Source organism: Streptomyces sp. NRRL F-5123 (assembly GCF_000721495.1).
Taxonomy (GTDB): Bacteria; Actinomycetota; Actinomycetes; order Streptomycetales; family Streptomycetaceae; genus Actinacidiphila.
The window spans coordinates 1-17,348 of sequence record NZ_JOHY01000017.1 but is presented as its reverse complement, the minus strand read 5'-3'; the positions used below and the strand labels follow the sequence as shown (position 1 = coordinate 17,348).

14 protein-coding genes, 1 other RNA gene and 1 pseudogene are annotated in these 17,348 nt (G+C 74.7%); 7 read left to right on the top strand and 9 right to left on the bottom strand.

Annotation, left to right across the window (positions count from 1 at the left end; genetic code table 11):
• The first annotated feature begins 21 nt into the window (after positions 1-21).
• Positions 22-966 (top strand): hypothetical protein, encoded by a 945-nt coding sequence (locus IH54_RS0117230; RefSeq protein WP_052397555.1) that lies wholly within the window; start codon positions 22-24, stop codon positions 964-966.
• Between the two features lie 117 nt (positions 967-1,083).
• On the opposite strand, the gene IH54_RS46190 is transcribed toward IH54_RS0117230, so the two are convergent.
• On the bottom strand, positions 1,084-1,317 hold the full coding sequence (locus tag IH54_RS46190; protein WP_031517683.1) for a hypothetical protein: 234 nt from the start codon (positions 1,315-1,317) through the stop codon (positions 1,084-1,086).
• A 131-nt stretch (positions 1,318-1,448) separates the two neighbouring features.
• On the opposite strand from IH54_RS46190, the gene IH54_RS0117220 reads away from it, so the two are divergent.
• Together IH54_RS0117220 and IH54_RS0117215 are read left to right on the top strand one after the other, a co-directional pair.
• A complete protein-coding gene (locus IH54_RS0117220) occupies positions 1,449-2,885 on the top strand; it encodes a helix-turn-helix domain-containing protein (protein ID WP_031517680.1) in 1,437 nt (478 codons plus the stop codon).
• A gap of 168 nt (positions 2,886-3,053) precedes the next feature.
• Positions 3,054-3,551, top strand: coding sequence for a hypothetical protein (locus IH54_RS0117215; protein ID WP_031517678.1), 498 nt, complete (start codon positions 3,054-3,056; stop codon positions 3,549-3,551).
• A gap of 118 nt (positions 3,552-3,669) precedes the next feature.
• Here IH54_RS0117215 and IH54_RS0117210 read toward each other — a convergent pair whose 3' ends face one another.
• Positions 3,670-4,926, bottom strand: coding sequence for an MFS transporter (locus IH54_RS0117210; protein ID WP_031517676.1), 1,257 nt, complete (start codon positions 4,924-4,926; stop codon positions 3,670-3,672).
• 217 nt (positions 4,927-5,143) lie between these two features.
• Here IH54_RS0117210 and IH54_RS0117205 point away from each other — a divergent pair, with 217 nt between their 5' ends.
• Positions 5,144-6,094, top strand: a complete 951-nt coding sequence (locus IH54_RS0117205) for a LysR family transcriptional regulator (RefSeq protein WP_031517675.1) — start codon at positions 5,144-5,146, stop codon at positions 6,092-6,094.
• A 36-nt stretch (positions 6,095-6,130) separates the two neighbouring features.
• On the opposite strand, the gene IH54_RS0117200 is transcribed toward IH54_RS0117205, so the two are convergent.
• Positions 6,131-9,700, bottom strand: coding sequence for an ATP-binding protein (locus tag IH54_RS0117200; protein ID WP_031517674.1), 3,570 nt, complete (start codon positions 9,698-9,700; stop codon positions 6,131-6,133).
• A gap of 293 nt (positions 9,701-9,993) precedes the next feature.
• An RNA gene (gene rnpB / locus IH54_RS41720) (RNase P RNA component class A) lies at positions 9,994-10,397 on the bottom strand.
• Positions 10,398-10,490: 93 nt separating this feature from the next.
• On the opposite strand from rnpB, the gene yaaA reads away from it, so the two are divergent.
• Positions 10,491-11,267, top strand: a complete 777-nt coding sequence (gene yaaA / locus IH54_RS0117195) for a peroxide stress protein YaaA (RefSeq protein ID WP_031517672.1) — start codon at positions 10,491-10,493, stop codon at positions 11,265-11,267.
• Between the two features lie 242 nt (positions 11,268-11,509).
• Positions 11,510-12,127 (top strand): bifunctional 4-hydroxy-2-oxoglutarate aldolase/2-dehydro-3-deoxy-phosphogluconate aldolase, encoded by a 618-nt coding sequence (gene eda, locus IH54_RS0117190; RefSeq protein ID WP_031517670.1) that lies wholly within the window; start codon positions 11,510-11,512, stop codon positions 12,125-12,127.
• 19 nt (positions 12,128-12,146) lie between these two features.
• On the opposite strand, the gene IH54_RS0117185 is transcribed toward eda, so the two are convergent.
• From IH54_RS0117185 to IH54_RS0117165, 5 genes and pseudogenes are all read right to left on the bottom strand, one after another.
• Positions 12,147-12,527, bottom strand: a complete 381-nt coding sequence (locus IH54_RS0117185) for a hypothetical protein (protein WP_159011900.1) — start codon at positions 12,525-12,527, stop codon at positions 12,147-12,149.
• A 4-nt stretch (positions 12,528-12,531) separates the two neighbouring features.
• Positions 12,532-13,341: pseudogene (locus IH54_RS0117180) on the bottom strand (histidine phosphatase family protein); the annotation flags it as partial.
• A complete protein-coding gene (locus IH54_RS46925; RefSeq protein WP_031517664.1) occupies positions 13,233-13,973 on the bottom strand; it encodes a zinc ribbon domain-containing protein in 741 nt (246 codons plus the stop codon). The gene IH54_RS46925 and the pseudogene IH54_RS0117180, both read right to left, overlap by 109 nt.
• Positions 13,970-14,842, bottom strand: coding sequence for a Nif3-like dinuclear metal center hexameric protein (locus IH54_RS0117170; protein ID WP_031517662.1), 873 nt, complete (start codon positions 14,840-14,842; stop codon positions 13,970-13,972). The genes IH54_RS46925 and IH54_RS0117170 overlap by 4 nt, the downstream gene beginning before the upstream one ends.
• 59 nt (positions 14,843-14,901) lie before the next feature.
• Positions 14,902-15,954, bottom strand: coding sequence for an iron-siderophore ABC transporter substrate-binding protein (locus IH54_RS0117165; protein ID WP_031517661.1), 1,053 nt, complete (start codon positions 15,952-15,954; stop codon positions 14,902-14,904).
• A gap of 323 nt (positions 15,955-16,277) precedes the next feature.
• Between IH54_RS0117165 and IH54_RS0117160 the strand changes: the two genes are divergently transcribed.
• The coding region (locus tag IH54_RS0117160) for a hypothetical protein (RefSeq protein ID WP_159011897.1) at positions 16,278-17,348 on the top strand (1,071 nt) is incomplete at its 3' end.

Here is a 17,348-nt window from a genome sequence, read left to right as displayed (position 1 = left end):
CTCCCCCTAGGCTGCTCTGCCATGCACATAGGACCACACAGATCCGCTGCCCCGTCCGTCTCCGCGGTCACCCGCGGTTCCGCCCCCGCGCTCGCCGCCGTCCTGCTGGCCGCAGCCGCCGTCAGCGGCTGCTCGTCCGATTCGGGCGGTGGCTCGGCGACGGAGGACGCGCTCCGGCACCTGCCGAAGAGCGCCGCGTCGAAGCAGGTGAGCTACGTCGACCAGGTCCGCGTGCGGAAGCTGAGCGCGTCGGACAAGAAGCGCTACAGCGCGGTCGCGAACCCGCCCAGCATGCTGCTGAACAGCTACGCGGGCCCGCCGTGGGGCGACACGCTCAAGCCCGACCAGATCACGAGCGAGATCGACTCCGGCGAACTCGGCGTCTGGAAGGGCGACTTCGACGCCGCGGCCGTGATCGCGAAGCTCAAGGCGGCCGGCTACAAGGCGACGAAGAAGGACGGCAAGGACGTCCTGACGTACGAGGGCAACGGCGACAGCCACAGCGGCGAACTGACGATCCTGGTCACCGACGACGAGGTGCGCTACTCCGGCAACCCGAAGACCTTCCTGGCCGCCGACCCGGACAAGGGCGACTCCCTCGCCGGCTCGGAGCAGTTCGGGCGCGCCGCGGACTGCCTCGGCGACGTCTACCGCGCCGACTTCAACACGCTCAGCACGAAGGACGCCGTGCAGCTGACCGTGCTCGGCCAGGCGGACGACGGCGGCAAGAACACCGAGGTGATGTGCGTGGTCACCAAGGACCAGGACACCGCCGACGACGTCGCCGGCCGGCTGAAGGCGGCCGCCGCGAAGAAGCCGAAGCTCTACGGCGGCAGCAAGGTGACCGTCGACGGCGGCGACCTCCCCTACGTCAAGGTGACCATCCCCGACAGCGGTGACCAGCGCCCCGGCCGGATCTTCCAGTCCAACGTCGACCTGTGGCTGGCCCTCCCCGACGAGGACTGAGCGCCGCCGCCCGTGCCCTGACGGTCATGGGTGCCTGCGTGACCCGGCGCGGGGGAGCACGGGTCCCGCAGGCGGGGCCCCCGGCGGCACGGCGAACCGCCGGGGGCCCGGCTCAACTCACCTGCCCCACGTCCGGGGCCGGGTGCGGATCGCGCGGCGGGCGGTGCCGCAGGACCGCGCGTCGCGGCACCACACCAGCTCCACCGGACCGCGGTCGTCGGCGCGCTCGCGCACCGCCCACTCGGTGGTGGTCCGCCCGCAGTGGTCGCAGCGGCGCGCCGCGCCGGGCAGCGCGGCCGAGGGCGCACCCCGGTGCGCGGCGGTCCCCGGGGCCGTCTCGTGATCAGGCATGTACCCAGAGTCGTGGAGCGGGGCGAACGGGGGTAGTACCGTCATGGGTTCCCGAGGCGGTAACCCCCGTGCACGAAGCCCCAGCCGGCTTCCACGAGCCCCGACGAGTACGAGGAAGCGCCGAGGTCACCGTGAGCCCCCCGCCCATCCCCTCCCGCGTCCTGGCCAGGCCGGATCTCCGGCACGCCCTGCGCGAGCACGACTTCGCCGCCGCCTTCCGGCTGCTGAAGCAGTACGCGGGCCTGTCCCAGAACAAGATCGCCCTCGCGTGCGGCCTCACGCCCGGCAAGGTCTCGACGATCATGTCCGGCAGCGCCCGGATCACCTCCATCGAGGTGCTGCGGCGGATCGCCGACGGCCTGCGCGTCCCCGGTGATCTGCTCGGCCTGGCCTCCCGGCCCTGGGAGCGCGCCCGCGCACCGCAGTTCGCGCCCGATCCCGAGATGCCGCTGCGCGTCGACACCCCGTGGCAGGCCGCCGCGACCGTCGACCTCGCCGCCCGGCTCACCCACGCGGACCTCGCGACGGACCGCCGGGCACTGGCCCGCGCGCTCGCCGCCACCGCGATGAGCGGGCCCGTCCTGCTGGATTCGCTGGAGGGCTGGATGCACCCCGGTGAGGCCGGGCGGCGGCGCGTCCGCCCGGGCCGGCTCGGCCTGCGCGACATCGGGCAACTGGAGGAGACCGCCCGGGCGTTCCGCGCCTGGAACCACGATGACGGCGGCGGCCTGCGGCGCCGCGCGGTCCTCGGCCAGCTCTCCGAGGTGACCGCCCTGCTGGGCGAGCACCAGGCCCCGGCCGTCGAGGAGCGCCTCTACCGGGTGCTCGCCCTGCTGGCCGGCACCGCGGCGGGCATGGCCTGGGACTCCGGCCTGCAGCGCCGCGCCCAGGACTACTACCGGCTCAGCCTGCGCGCCGCGCACGCCGGCGGCGACCGGCTGTGGGGCGCCAACGTGCTGGCCGGTATGGCCCGCCAACTCCTCTACGCCGGGAGGCCGTCGGACGCGCTGGAGCTGATCCGGCTCGCGCAGGACGGCTCCCGCGAGGTCGCCGGACCTCGGCTGCGCGCCATGCTGCACACCCGCGAGGCCTGGGCGCTCGCCGCGATGGGCCGCACCGCCGCCTTCACCCGCGCCACCGGGCACGCCCGGCACGCCCTGTCCGCGGCGGCCGGCAGCGGCCAGGAGCCGTACTGGATCGGCTACTTCGACGAGGCGGAACTCGCCGGCACCACCGGTGGCCGGCACCTCGAACTGGCCCGCAACGACCCGCATCTGCACGCCGAGCGGGCCGGCGAGGAGATCCGGCACGCCCTCGCCACCCGCGGCGAGGGCGCCGGGCGGGCCGTCGCCCTCGACCGGCTGGGCCTCGCCGAGACCTACTTCCTGCTCGGCGACCTGTCCGCCGCCGTCGCCGAGACGCACGCCGCCGTGGACGCCGCGGCCGGCGTGCGCTCCGGCCGGGTCCGCGAGGGCGCGGAGTGGCTCTACTCCTGCACCGTCGGGCACGGGCACTCGGCGCCCGTACGGGAGGCGCGCGCTAGGCTCCGCGAGCAACTGGCCGACTGAGCCGACTGAGCCGACTGAGCCGACCGGACCGACCGGACCGACCGAGCCGACCGAACCGACCGGACCGACCGAGCCGACCGAACCGACCGAGCGGACTGGGTCGACCGAACTGACCGAGCCGACCGGACCGACCGGACCGAACCGAACCCACCGAGGGGAGCGAACGCCATGACGAATCGCGCCGTGACGCTGGCCGTGACCGGGCACATCGACCTCACACCGCCGTCCGTCCCGCTCGTGCGCGCCGCCCTCGACGACCTCCTCGCCCCTTACACCGGGCCGGAGTTGACGGGGGTGTCGTGCATCGCGGCCGGTGCCGACAGCGTCTTCGCCGAGGCCGTGCTCGCCGTGGGCGGCCGGCTCGTCGTCGTCGTACCCTCCCGCGACTACCGCACCGCCAAGGTCGGTCCCGAGCACGCCCCGCGCTTCGACCGGTTGCTCGGCGCCGCCGCCGAGGTCGAGGTCATGGACCACGCCACCGCCGACCGGCGCGCGTACGAGACCGCCAACCGCGCGCTGCTGCACCGCGCCCAGCGCCTGGTCGCGGTGTGGAACGGCGAGCCCCCCACCGGCCGGGGCGGCGGCACCGCCGACACCGTCCAGGAGGCGCGGGCGCTGGGCATACCCGTGGACGTGGTCTGGCCGCGGGGCGCCTCCCGCGGGTAGCCGCGCTCCCACCCGGCCGGCGTTTCCGGCCGGTGCCTCCCGCGGGGTGCCTCCCGGCGGCACCTCCCGCCGGTGGTTCAGGCGGGTGCCGACGTCCAGGGCGCTTCCCGCCGGTGCCTCACGCCGGTACGGGCAGCGGCTCCGGCTCGGTGCGGGGGAGCAGCAGCGGGGTCGCCAGGACGAGGACGCCGGCCAGTGCGAGCGCCGGGCGCAGGCCGATCAGCGCGCCCAGCACGCCCCACACCGCCGTCAGCAGCGCCGCCGAGACCTTCGTCGTCACCGCCCACGCCGACAGGACGCGGGCGACCCGGTCCGGGGCGGAGCGTTCCAGGCGGGTCGTGGCGTAGACGGGGTTGAAGACCGCGCAGCAGAAGATCAGCCCCAGCTCCACGCCGATCACCAGCAGCAGCCCGCCCGTCCCCGGCCCGATGAAGGCCAGGCCGACCGGCCACACCGCGCGCAGCGTGCCGGACGCGACCAGCACCCGGTGCTGCCCGAAGCGCGTCACGAACCGCCGGGCCAGCCGCGAGCCCAGCAGGCCCGCGAGCGAGGGCGCGGCGAAGGCCAGCCCGTACTCCCACGGCGTGAAGCCGAGCCGGCCCAGCATCAGCACGACCAGCAGCGGCTCGGTGGCCATGACCAGGCCGTTGAAGAGGGCGGCGCAGAAGAACAGCGGCCGCAGCGCCGGGTCGGCGAGGATGTAGCGCCAGCCGTCGAGCAGGTCGCGCGCCCGCGTCCGCGGCGCCTTCCCACGCTCGGGGCGCGGCTCCTCCTCGCCGCCGCGCCCGCCGCTCGCGCGGATGCCGAGCGCGGACAGCAGGTAGCTCGCCGCGTCGGCGATCACCGTCGCCACCGGCCCGAGCAGCCCGATCGCCATGCCGCCCAGCGGCGGCCCGACGATCGTGGTCGACCACGCCGTCGACTCGAAGCGCGCGTTGGCGGTGAGCAGCTGCTCGGGCCGCAGCAGCGTCTTCAGATACGCGCCCGAGGCGGTGCGGAAGCCGATGTCCGCGGCGGCGACCACGACCGACACCGCGAGCAGCTGCGGATACGTGAGCGCCCCGAGCGCGTACGCCACCGGGATCGTCAGCAACGCCGCGCACCGCACCAGGTCCAGCCCCACCAGCACCGGCCGCTTGCGGCGGAACTCCACCCACGGCCCCAGCGGCACCGCCACCGCCGCCCCCACCGCCGCGCCCGTCGCGGACAGCGCGGCGACCGCGGCGGGCCCGGCGTGCAGCACCCGGACGGCGATGAGCGGAAAGGCGCCGAAGGCCAGCCACGTCCCGAGCGCGCTCGTCCCGTACGCCCCCCACAGCCAACCGAACCGCCGCCCCAGCCGCTGCCCGCCCCGTCCGCCCGCAGTGCCCGCCACGCCCACCCGTCCGCCTCCCCGTCTCCGCCCGCGTACGCCGATGTGCCACGCCCGCCCGCACGCGGGCCGGCCCGCACCGGATCAGTGGCGCGCCGGATCGGTGCCGCATCGGTGCAGGTCCGTGGTGCGCAGCATCCAAGCGGGCGCGGTCGGCGGGGCGCAAACAACCGGCGGGCCGCCGGGCCACAACCCGTGGTTGTGTCCCTAGGGTGAAGGCATGGACCTCGACACCGTCCGGACCTTCGTCGCCGCGGCCGACGCGGGGCGCTTCCAGGAGGCCGCCGCGGAGCTGTCGCTCACCCAGCAGGCCGTCTCCAAGCGCATCGCCGCCCTGGAGCGCGGCCTCGGCGTGCGGCTCTTCACCCGCACCCCGCGCGGCGCCGAACTCACCGTCGACGGCCAGGCGTTCCTGCCCCACGCGCGCGAGCTGCTGCGCGCCGCCGAGCGCGCGGCCGCGTCCGTCCGCCCCGGCCGCCGCCCGCTGCGCGTCGACATCATCGCCTCGCGCAGCGCCGCCTCCCGGGCGATGCGCGCCTTCCACGGCGCGCACCCCGGGGTCGAGCTGGACGTGGTGATGCTGTTCGAGATCGAGGCGGCCGTCGCCGCGATCCGCTCCGGCACGGTCGACGCGTCCTTCCGCGCCGTCGCGGCGCCCGGCCGCCCGCTCCCCGAGGACATCGCGTACGCCCGTGTGCTGGACGAGCCGCTCCAGCTCGCGACCGGCCCCGCCCACGCCCTCGCGGCCGCCCGCTCGGTGCCCCTCGCCGAGCTGGCCGGCCACCGCATCTGGATGCCCGGCATCGTTCCCGGCACGGAGTGGGCCGCGTACTACGACGACCTGGTCGCCGAGTTCGGCCTCACGATCGAGGCGACCGGCCCCAACTTCGGCTCCGACGCGCTCCTGGACACCATCGCCGGCACCCCCGACCTGGCGACCTTCATGAGCGAGTCCGCGCTGCCCCGGCTGGCGCAGGCCACCGACCCCGACCCCCGCGGCCTGCGCCTGGTCGCGGTCACCGACCCCACCCCCGTCTACCCGCACGCCCTCCTGTGGCACCGCGACAACCCCCACCCCGCCCTCCCGCTGCTGCGCGCCCACCTGGCCGCCACGACCCCCGGGTACGGAGCCCCGGGGACGTGGACGCCGCAGTGGACGGTGGCGGGCTGAGAACGGGCGCCGGCCGCCACCGGTCCGCGGCAGGCCTCAGATCATGGGCGGCTCGTCCCCGGACGTGGTCCGGTTGCGGTTGGCCATCTCCTCCCAGAACGAGTGCAGTTCCCGCACGGGGATACTCACCCAGGGTGCGGTGCGCCGGCTGATCGCGGGCGGGCGCCAGCGGAAGCGGCTGTGCAGGAGGGCCTGCTGCTGGCGGCAGAACGGCTCCTCGATCTCGGTCTGCGCCTTGCCGGCCTTGGGCGGGTACGGGCACAGCCGGAAGCGGCAGGTGGCCACGCAGGTGGCACCCGGCTCGTCCTCGTCCGCCCGGCCGACACTGCGCTCGGGGTGCAGCGGGGTGCGGTCGTGCGTGACACACGGGGGCAGGAGATGGGTGTGGGCCCGCGCCAGCCGGTCCTCGATGTCGTCGGGGCCGCTGTTGCGCTCGGTGAGGTTGAGCATCACCAGGACGTCGGCGACCAGCCTCTGGGCACGCGGGTGCAGCACGCTCCACCCGACCGAGGGCGCGATCCACAGGCTGTGCTTGCGATAGCGCTCCGGGTCGGCGGGAGCGGAGCCCACGTTGCCGACCGCGCCCTTCTCGTCGATCCACAGGAACCGCTCGGGATGCCCGGTCTCCAGGGCGAGCGTCACCAGGTCCCCGGTCTCGGCCACGAAGGGGTGGAGCAGCCGGTCGCCCCCGTGCCGGCCCGTGCCGTCCTCGGCCGGGTGGTCGTGCGCGGTGCCCGCCATGGACAGCCAGCGGGCCACCGACCGCATCGGGTCGTCGGTTGCCGCGCGGCCCGGGGCGTGTCCGCCACTGCCCCCGGGCGGCGCCGCGCACCCGCTGCCGTCCTCCGGCAGCTGCCACAGGCACAGCGCCTGGAGCAGGATCACCTGCGCGTGCCAGTAGCGGCTGCAGGCGAGCATCCGCTCGGCCTGCTTGACCAGGTAGGCGCGGGTCTCGTCGCGGGAGTCGGGGTGTCGCCTCCTGCGGTTGGCCGTGTTCTTGAGCCCCTGGGCGAGCGCGTTCTCCAGCGACAGCGGCAGGTCGGGTGCCGCACCGCCGGCGCCGGACGGCACCGCCCCGCCCTGGCCGGTGCCAGGGGCCAGGTGCGTCAGCCACCTCTCCAGTCGCTCCTTGGCCTCGTCGCGGTAGGTCCCGGACACCGACCCCACGAACATGGGCAGCACCCAGGTCCGCATGACGCAGTAGCGCCAGATGCGGGCCCGCTCATTGTCGTAGCGCTCGACGGCCATCAGGTGCTCCGCGTCGCGTCTGGCGGCGCTGGCCGTGTCGCGCGGGTCGGCCCGGCGACCGCCCTCCTGCCACGCCCGGTACTCCTCCCCCCGCTTGCGTGCCAGCTGCTGGACCCACCCCAGGTAGAGCTCGACGGGGTCGTCCCCCTTCGGGAAGTGCCGGATCAGGACGTCGAAGGACGCGTCGCCTCCCGCGGCCAGCTCCCGCACGATCGCGAAGCGCACCGAGTGCGACGACTCGTAGGTGCCGATGTCGAAGAACGTGTCGTACGGCTGCGACACCGCCGGCGAGCCGTCGCCCCCGGTCCTCCCGCGGGCGCGCCGGTCCGCCGCGTGCAGGGCGGCCCCGAACCGGCCGACCAGCCGCAGCTTCGCTTCCTCCACCGACTGCTGGTCGCCCTCGACGGCCAACGTCCGCCACCTGCCCAGCAGCGACACGGCCACGTCGTTCAGATCCTCGTGCGGATCGACACTGCCGATCTCCAGGGCGGTGGCGTACAAGTCGAAGAACTTCACGTCCTGCCGGTCGTCCGCGTTCTCGCGCAGCGCCCGCACCAGACTGCGCGGGAACAGCCCGCTTACCGCGCCGTCCGGCTCCGGAGACCGGGGAGACCCGTCCCCGGCCCCGGCCGCCCGCCGACGGGACAGCAGGACGAGGGCGATGAGCAGTTCGCGACTGGGGCCGGGCATGCGCAGGGCGGGCTCGACGACGCGGCACAGCTCCCCGTCGCCCATCCCGTCCAGCAGGCGGTGGCCAAGGTAGGCCTGGATGATGCTGTGCGGGAAGCGGACCCGGTTGCGGTAGCTCTTGACGAGACCGAGCTGCTGGGCGCCCGCCGCGAAACGGGCCAGCGCCGTCCGGCACTCCTCCGCGTGCCGCTCGGGGTCCAGCCAGTGCGCGTCGCCGCCGCCCGGGCGGCCGCGGGGGTGCGTGAGGCGGTCTCCGAAATGCCGGCTCATGACCGCCCAGATCTGCCGGGACCGCTCCTGGCGGTCCGGCCCGACGAAGCTGTCGAAGCTCACGTCGAGGCTGTCCTCCAGCAGCCCCAGGCAGGCGAGCGCGGAGACGACCCAGAAGGTGTCCTGCCGCTCCTCGCGGCTCATCACCAGCCGGTCGAACAGCCGCCCGTCCTCCACGGCCTCGCGGTAGGTGTCCAGCAGCCACAGGCGCAGGGTCGAGCGATCGTGGCTGCGGGTGTCGAGGGCGCCGCGCCGGCTGCCGGCCGACGCGTGGTCCAGCAGGTTGTGCTGTCCGAGCACCCGGGCGACCTGCAGGTAGATCGGTGAGTCGGAGATGTCGGCGGTCTCCACGATCCAGTCCAGCCGCCGCTCGTCCGCCTCGGCGGCATCCTTGGCCAGGTACTCCAGGGCCGCCTCCTCGCTCAGCGGCTCCAGCTCGGTGATGGCGGCGCGGGTGCCCTCCAGCGGGGCGTGCGGGCGCGACGCGATGACGACCGGCAGGTGCTGCCGGTCGGCCCGGTCGATGGCCCGGCGGATGATGTTGTCGCGGTCGTCGCGGTGCTCGTCGTCGAGCAGGGCCTCCTCCAGCCCGTCCGCCAGGACGACGACCTTGTCGTCCAGGCGCAGCTGCCGCCAGGTCTTGTCGATCTGGCCCTCGGCGAGCACGCCCGGGTCCGCCTCCTCGGCGAAACGGCGCCGGGCCAGCTTCTCGAAGTCCAGCTCGCCCCCGCCGTCGCAGTCGCGCAGCCGGACGGGCACCGGCACGGCGTCCTGCCGGGCCAGCATGCGGGTCAGCTCCACCAGGACCGCGGTCTTGCCCACGCCCACGCCACCGACGATCAGATAGGGCTTGCGGGTCCGGTGGTCGCGCAGGGTCTGCGCGATGACCTGCGCCAGCTCGTGGCGCCCGACGATCCGGTCGACGAGGGTGCCCGAGGTGGGCACCAGTTCGTGCGGGGCCGTCCTGGCCTTCTTCACCAGGGGCCGCTTCGTCCTGTGGAACCAGTACAGCAGGAACAGGGTGAGCACGAAGGCGGCCACCAGGAACGGACCGGCGTAGCCGATGAGCGTCGAGAACCAGGTCTCGTCCGTCAGACGGTGGAAGAAGGTGTGCTCGCCGTTCACCGCGTCGTAGACGATCGCCGCCACCCACGCGGCCAGCAGCAGTGTGCCCACGTAGGCGTAGATCCGCAGCACACGGCCGAACGACAGCCGCCACCTGCGCCAGTGGCGGTTGGGCACGATGCTGCGGCGGGCCTCGCGGCGGGTCAGCCACCACCGCCAGCGGCGGCCCAGCGCGCCGCCGGCGCGGGCCGCCAGGCGGCGCGGGTACAGCGTGTACCAGGGTGCGCTGCGCGGGCGCTCTTTTCCGTCCGGGTGCCGAACGACCTTGGTCATGGTGCAGTCCTCCGCCCCCCGAGGGGTCGGTGACTCGGTCCCGGGCCGCGGACCCGCGAAGGCAGGCGGCCGCGCTTCTTCCCGGCCATTCCATGGAAGCACGCCTGGTGCCGCCCGCAACACGGCCGTTCGGGCAGGGCCTACGTCAGCACGAGCCGGCGACGGCCGTCGACGATTCCGCGCGATTTCGGCCGCGGGGCAGGCGCCCGGCCGGGTCCCGCGGGTGCCGTCGGACCCGGCGGATCCGGTCGGAGCGGGCGGCAAGCCGCTCCGACCGGGAAGGGAGGGGGCGGCAGACGAGTCGGGCTGTAGGCCGGGTTCTGTGCACCGGGCGCCTCGCGGCGGCCCGGGCGACGGCCATCCATCTAGGGCTGCCGTTGCCGGCAGCCTCGTGCGGTCTACCCGCGGACTCGGGCGGGCAGCCCTCAAACGTCCGCGCGGACGGTGCGTCGCCGTACCGTCCTCTTGACCTTGCTCCAGGTGGGGTTTACCTAGCTGCCCAGGTCACCCTGGGCACTGGTGGTCTCTTACACCACCGTTTCACCCTTACCGGGGACCGAGATCCCCGGCGGTCTGTTTTCTGTGGCACTTTCCCGCGGGTCGCCCCGGGTGGCCGTTAGCCATCACCCTGCCCTGTGGAGCCCGGACCTTCCTCGGCGGGATCCGGGGATCCCGACGCGGCCGTCCGCCCGGCTCGTCTGCCGTACCCGCCATCGTAGTGGATCAGTCCGCGGGACCCGCGCCCCGGCCGCGTAGGCTGGCCGGGACCCCACGCCGTGAAGGAGAAACCGTGCTCGTCCTGCTGCCGCCGTCGGAGGGCAAGACCGGCGCCGTACGCGGGCGGCCGCTCGCGCTCGACGGACTGTCGCTGCCCGAGCTCGCCGCACCGCGCGCGGCCGTGCTCGACGAGCTGGTCGCGCTGTGCGAGGGGGACGAGGACAAGGCCGCGGACGTCCTCGGGCTCACCCCCGGGCTGCGCGGCGAGATCGCCCGCAACGCCGCGCTGCGCACCGCCCCCGCGGTGGCCGCCGGACGGCTCTACACGGGGGTCCTCTACGACGCGCTCGGCCTCGGCACCCTCGACGCCGCCGCCAAGCGCCGCGCCGGGCAGTCCCTGCTGGTCTTCTCCGGGCTGTGGGGCGCGGTGCGGCTCGCCGACCGCATCCCCGCCTACCGCTGCTCCATGGGCGTCCGGCTGCCCGGGGCGGGCGGGCTCGCCGCGTACTGGAAGCCGCACCTGGAGCGGGCGCTGCCCGATCTCGCCGGGGGCGGGCTCGTGCTCGACCTGCGGTCGGCTGCGTACGCGGCGGCCTGGCGGCCGCGGGGGGAGGTCGCGGGGCGCACGGTCTCCGTGCGGGTGCTCCAGGTCACCGTCGTGGAGGGGGTCGAGCGGCGCGCCGTCGTCTCGCACTTCAACAAGGCGACGAAGGGCCGTGTCGTGCGGGCCCTCCTCACCGCCGGGGCCCGGCCCCGGACCCCCGAGGCCCTCGCCTCCGACCTCCGCGACCTCGGCTTCGCCGTCGAGACGGACGGGCCCCGCTTCGACATCCTCGTCCACGAGGTGTAGCTCCCGCGGGGTGCGCCGTTCCGCTCCGGGGTGCCCCCGGGGGGTGCTTTGCGCGATCTCCCGTGCGCGGGGGCACCTCCCAGGCGAAGCTCTGGGGGAGAACCGCGCGACCAGCCACTCACCGGCGGAAAGCTGCGCATCCCACCGTAAGAGGCACCCCCGTTCGCCCCTGCGACCATCGTGGCGTTGCGCCATGTGCAACGCGCGTTGCAGGGAGTGGAGCCTCCGGCCAGGATGTGCGCATGGATTCCGTGTTCGGGCTCGCCCCCGTGATACCCGTCGTCGTCGTCGAGGACGCCGACGACGCCGTGCCGCTCGCGCGGGCGCTCCTCGCCGGGGGGCTCGGGGCCATCGAGATCACGTTGCGGACGCCCGCCGCGCTGGAGGCGATCCAGGCGGTGGCGCTCGGGGTGCCCGGCGCGGTCGTGGGGGCCGGGACGGTGCTCACGCCGGACCACGCGGCCGCGGCGACCGCGGCGGGGGCGCGGTTCCTGGTCAGCCCGGGGTGGACGGAGTCGCTGCTGGACGCGATGTGCGGGACGGGACTGCCGTACCTGCCGGGGGTGTCCACGGCCTCCGAGGTGCTGAACCTGCTGGAGCGCGGCATCACCGACATGAAGTTCTTCCCGGCCGAACCCGCCGGGGGCGCGCCCTTCCTGAAGTCGCTCGCCTCGCCGCTGCCACGCGCCCGCTTCTGCCCGACCGGCGGGATCGACGCGGCCCGCGCCCCGCGGTATCTGGAGCTGCCGAACGTCGCCTGCGTGGGCGGCAGCTGGATGATCCCGAAGGATCTGCTCGCCGCCCGCGACTGGGAGGGCATCACCGCCCTCGCCAAGGAGGCGGCCGCGCTCGCGCCGTGAGGCGGGCCCGCGCAGGCCGCTAACTCCGGCTGCCCGCCGGGAACTCGGCACCGCTCAGGTCGGAGACGGTCGCGAACCAGGACGTCGCCCACACGGTGATGCAGTCCTGCTCGTGGACGACCTCGAAGGGGTGGTCGTTCCACATGCCGTACGACGTCACGTACACCGACTCGCCGGGGTTCAACCAGTAGTCCTGGCCGAAGGGTTCGAGCCACAGCTGGAGCACGCCCGTGCCGTCGTTCTGCACCAGGAGGGGGACGGGGTTGCCCATGCTGCGGATGCCCTCGAAGCTGATGTCCTTGTCCGCGGGCATGTTCGCCCGCAGCGGCTCCATGAGCCGCTCGGTGCCCGCACGCCGGGCGGCAGTGTCGTCCCGCGCTTCCCCGTCTCGTCCGTCCACGCGGTCATTGTGGCCCGGCGCTCTCCCCCGCGTACGGCCAAGGTGCCAAATGCGCGGTCGAATTGAGGTGGCGGACGGTCGCGTTGCCGTCCGCGTAGCAGGAGACCGCCGACAGCGACGCCGGGTCGAGGTCCATCCGGAAGAGCGCCTCGTGGGGGGCGCCCAGCGCGAGCCGGAGCAGGGTCTTCAGCGGTGTGACGTGGCTGACCAGCAGGACCGTACGCCCGCGGTGCGCGGCCAGCAGCGCGTCGCGGGCCGCGGTGACGCGGGCGGCGACGTCGGCGAAGCTCTCCCCGCCGGGCGGTGCGGCGGCGGGGGAGGCGAGCCAGGCGTCCAGCGCGGCCGGGTCCCGCTCGCGGGCCTCGGCGAAGGTCAGGCCCTCCCACGCCCCGAACGCCGTCTCCCGCAGGCCCGGTTCGACCCCCACCGGCAGACCGAGCCGCCCCGCGACGACCGCGGCGGTCTCCCGGCAGCGGGCGAGCGGCGAGGACACGACGGCGTCCACCGGCGGCCGCGCCGACGCCAACGCCCGCGCCGCGCACGCCGCTTGCTCGCGCCCGCGGGCGGACAGCGCCGGATCCGCCCCGCCGCTCCCGGAGAAGCGGCGCCCGGCGGTCAGCGCGGTCTCCCCGTGCCGGAGCAGGAGCAGTACGGTCGGCGCCCCGAGATCCGGGGCCGCCCCCGTACCCGGCGCGGTCACCGGACCTACAGGCCGGAGTCGGCCGTACGCACCAGGATGCGGCGGCAGTTCTCGCAGCGCACCACCTGGTTCGCGGGCGCCGCGCGCACCTCGTTCAGCTCGGTGATGTTCAGCTCCAGCCGGCAGCCCTCGCAGCGCTTCTGGTAGAGGCGGGCGGCGCCGATGCCGCCGCCCTGGGCGCGCAGCTTGTCGTAGAGCTTGATCAGGTCGTCGGGCACGGCCGAGGCGAGCACCTCGCGCTCCTTGGCGACCGTGAAGCCCTCGGCGTCGATGGCCTCCAGCGCCTCCGTCTTGCGCGCCTCCGCCGCCGCCGTCTCGGACTGCACGGCCTCGACCCGCCCGCTCAGCTCCGCGGCGCGCTCCTGCGCGGCTTCGCGGCGCTCCATGACGTCGAGCACGACGTCCTCCAGGTCGGACTGCCGCTTGGCGAGCGACGCCAGCTCGCGCTGCACGTTCTCCAGGTCCTTCGCGCCGAGCGCGCCGGAGTCCAGCCGCTGCTGGTCGCGTACGGCCCGCTGGCGCACCTGGTCGACGTCCTGCTCCGCCTTGGTCTGCTCGCGGGCGGTGTCGCTCTCCTCGGTCTGCGCGGCCACCAGCAGGTCGCGCAGCTGCGCGTGGTCGGCGCCGAGGCGTTCGAGCTCGGCGTGCTCGGGGAGGGTCTTGCGCTTGTGGTCCAGCTGCGCGATGCGCGAGTCGAGGGCCTGGACTTCGAGAAGGCGGATCTGGTCGGCGGGCTCGGCGTTCAGCGGGGGGCTCCTGGGCTGCTGGAAGGGACGGGAGAAGCGGAGGGTGCGTGTGCCGTCCACGGGTCGGTGACGGCGTACGAGACCTGGGTGCTGAGCGCCCAGCCGTGCCGCTCGGCGAGCGCGTCGACCTCGCGGGCGGCCTGCGGGCACCACGGCCACTCGGTGGCCCAGTGCGCGGCGTCGATCAGCGCGAGCGGCGCGGCCTGGCGCGCCTCGGAGGCGGGGTGGTGCCGCAGGTCGGCGGTCAGGTACGCGTCCACGCCCGCGGCCCGCACCTGCGCGAAGAGGCTGTCGCCGGAGCCGCCGCACACCGCGACGGTACGGACCGGGGCCGCCGGGTCGCCGGCCACCCGCAGCCCGGTCGCCGTCTCGGGCAGCCCGCGGGCGGCCTGCGCGGCGAACTCGGCGAGGCTCAGCGGCTCGTCCAGCACACCGATCCGGCCCAGCCCGCGGCGCCCCGCCGGGTCGGCCGGGTCCGGTACGAGCGGGCCGGTCACCCGCAGCCCGACCGCCGCGGCGAGCGCGTCGGAGACGCCGGGGTCGGCGCGGTCGGCGTTGGTGTGCGCGACGTAGAGCGCGATTCCGCCCCGGATGAGGTCGTGCACCACCCGCCCCTTGAAACCGGTGGGCCCCACGGGTGCGACGCTCGTGGTCCCGCGCAGGTACAGCGGGTGGTGCGTGACGAGCAGGTCGGCGCCGGCCGCGACGGCCTCGTCCACGACCTCCTGCACCGGGTCGACGGCGAAGAGGACCCGGCCGACCTGCGCCGCCGGGTCGCCGCACACCAGCCCGACGGCGTCCCAGCTCTCCGCCGTGGCCGGCGGCCACAGGGCGTCGAGGGCGTCGATGAGGTCGGATAGACGTGGCACGTCTACGAAGATTACCCGCAGAGGACGCCTTGTCCTCTCGGGCCGGTGTCAGGACGCGGTCAGGACGCCGTCAGGTAGTGCTGGAGGTCGGCCACGACCAGGTCCGCGGCCGTGACGCCGAGCCCGAGGTACCACGTCTCGTCCGGGACGTCGAAGGCGTGGCCGGCCTTGACCGCGCCCAGGTTCTTCCACAGCGGGTTGGACTGGGCCCGCGCCATGTCCGTCGTCTTCGGGTCGCCGTAGACGCCGGTGAAGATGTAGTCCGCGTCCGCCTGGTCGATGTTCTCCGCGGAGATCTCGGCGGCGAGGTCGTCGATGTCCTGGTTCTTGGGCCGCGGGATGCCCGCGTCCTTCAGGATCGTGCCGATGAAGGACTGGTTCGCGTACAGCCGCGTCTTCCCGTCCTGCATGTAGCGGACCATCGACACGGTGGGCTTCTTCGCCCCGAGCGCCGCGTCCAGCGCCTTGATCTTGCCGTCGTATTCGGCGAGCTTCGCCTCGGCCTGCGCGGTCTTGTCGAGCGCGGCCGCGTTGAGCAGGTAGTTCTGCTTCCAGGTGTAGCCGGGGCGGACGGAGAAGACGGTCGGCGCGATCTTCTCCAGCGCCTTGTACTGCGTGGCCGCGCGCAGCTGGCTGCCGAGGATCAGGTCGGGGTGGAGGCCCGCGATGGCCTCCAGGTTGAGGTTGTTGATCGTGCCGATGTTCTTCGGGCTGCCGCCGTCCTTCTTCAGGTACGACGGAAGCGAGGGCGAGCCCTCGGTGGGCGCGTAGCCGACCGGCTTGACGCCGAGCGACACGACGTTGTCCAGCTCGCCGACGTCCAGGACGACGACCCGGGTGGGCTGCTTCGGGATCACGGTCGATCCCATCGCGTGCCTGACCGTGCGCGGCCACTGGCCGGGCTTCGCGTCCGTCCCCATCTGCGCGGTCTTGTCGCCCGCGGACCCGAAGTCCTTGCCGCCCTTGGCGACCGCCTGCTTGTCCTTGGCGGCCGCGTCCGTGCCGCCCGCTCCCTTCCCGTCGTCGGAGGAGCCGCCGCACGCGGCGAGGGCGAGCCCGGCGGCTGCGGCGAGGGCGACGGCGGCGGTGGTACGGCGGCGCCGGTGGGACATGAGCGGACTCCTGGTGCGTGGGTGGCGTGCGGGGCCGTGGGAGGTGCGCGTGACCGATGGCGGTGCACGTGGCCGCGCTGGTGGTTCAAAGCTCAAACGCTGTCTTAGGTGAGCCTAACCTCATCCATTCGTGCGCCGTACACCCACCCCCTCGTTCCACGGGCGGCGACCCCTCCGCGCAGGCGGGCGCCGTTTTGCACACCCGCGTACGCCCCGCGGGCGAATCGTGCACACCAACACCCTTACGGGTGAATGACCCCCGGTCGCGTTGATCGCCCGGAAGTGCGAAAACTACGGTCTTGCGCCGGAGGTGGACGACTCACATGACCGTCACAGCTGTGGGAGCGATGAGCGTGCTGCGGGCCGAGGGCGGCGCCGCGGGGACGGGAGCCGGGGCGGGCGTGCCGCGGACGGTGCGCCGGTCCGGCTTCACGATCGCCGCGGACGGCTCGTACGCGGCCTGCCTGGCCGAGGGCGTCACGCCCGACGGCGCCGGGCGCGGCCTGCTCGTCGAGCGCTGGACCCTCGGCGGGCCCGAGCCCTACGCCGTACCGCTGCCCGGACGGCAACCCGAGGAGGCCGACACGCAGGCGCTGCCGCTCGCCGACGGGCGGGTGCTCGTACGCCGCCGCGTCGCCGACCGCTGGGACCTCGTGCTGCTCTACCCCTCGGGCCCGCAGACCGGCGAGCTGCCGGTCGGCTCGCTGACCGGCGACGACGTACGGCTGCTGCCGCCCGTCCCCGCCTCCCCGCCGGTGGCGTACGCGCTCGCGTACGACGCGGCTGCCGGCCGTACGGGCGTCTGGCGCGTGCACGGCACGGCGGACGGGCAGGGCCCGCAGCCCGTCATGACCGTCGAGGGCCGCTGCACGGGCGGGGTCTGGCTCGACCGCACCGGGCGGCTGCTCGCGCTCGACCGCGAACTCGGCGGCCGTACGAAGGCGGTGGCCGCCGACCTCGGCACCGGGCGCACCAGCCCGCTGCTCCATCTCACCGACGACAGCGACGACCGGCTGCTGCTCGCCGAGCCCGACAGCGGCCTGCTGGTGCTGCGCAGCGACGCGACGGGCGAGGCGCGGCTCGGCTGGGGCGTCCTCGGCAGTCGGCACCCGGTGCGCTTCCCGGACGCCCTGCGCGTCCCCGGCGTCCAGCTCACGCCGGTGACCGCGCAGCCCGGTCTCGTCCTCGCGCCCGAGGCGTCGGTGGTGGCCTTTCGGGCGGAAGTCCCGGGCGGGGCGGAGTCTCTGGCGCTGTGGCGCCCGGGGGAGCGGCGGTTGCACTGGCGGGCCGCCCCGGTGGGGTGGCTGGGCGCGGTGGGGATGTGGCTGCCGCGGGACGAGCTGAAGTTGCCTTATGCGGTGGGGGAGGCGGGGGTGCGGGTCGGGGGTTTGCGG

Bases quoted from the DNA above. Each gene is read 5' to 3' on its own strand.
- IH54_RS0117230 (WP_052397555.1), top strand. From the start codon at position 22: ATGCACATAGGACCACACAGATCCGCTGCCCCGTCCGTCTCCGCGGTC.
- IH54_RS0117200 (WP_031517674.1), bottom strand. From the start codon at position 9,700: ATGACCAAGGTCGTTCGGCACCCGGACGGAAAAGAGCGCCCGCGCAGC.
- eda (WP_031517670.1), top strand. From the start codon at position 11,510: ATGGATTCCGTGTTCGGGCTCGCCCCCGTGATACCCGTCGTCGTCGTC.
- IH54_RS0117165 (WP_031517661.1), bottom strand. From the start codon at position 15,954: ATGTCCCACCGGCGCCGCCGTACCACCGCCGCCGTCGCCCTCGCCGCA.
- IH54_RS0117215 (WP_031517678.1), top strand. From the start codon at position 3,054: ATGACGAATCGCGCCGTGACGCTGGCCGTGACCGGGCACATCGACCTC.
- IH54_RS46190 (WP_031517683.1), bottom strand. From the start codon at position 1,317: ATGCCTGATCACGAGACGGCCCCGGGGACCGCCGCGCACCGGGGTGCG.
- IH54_RS0117205 (WP_031517675.1), top strand. From the start codon at position 5,144: ATGGACCTCGACACCGTCCGGACCTTCGTCGCCGCGGCCGACGCGGGG.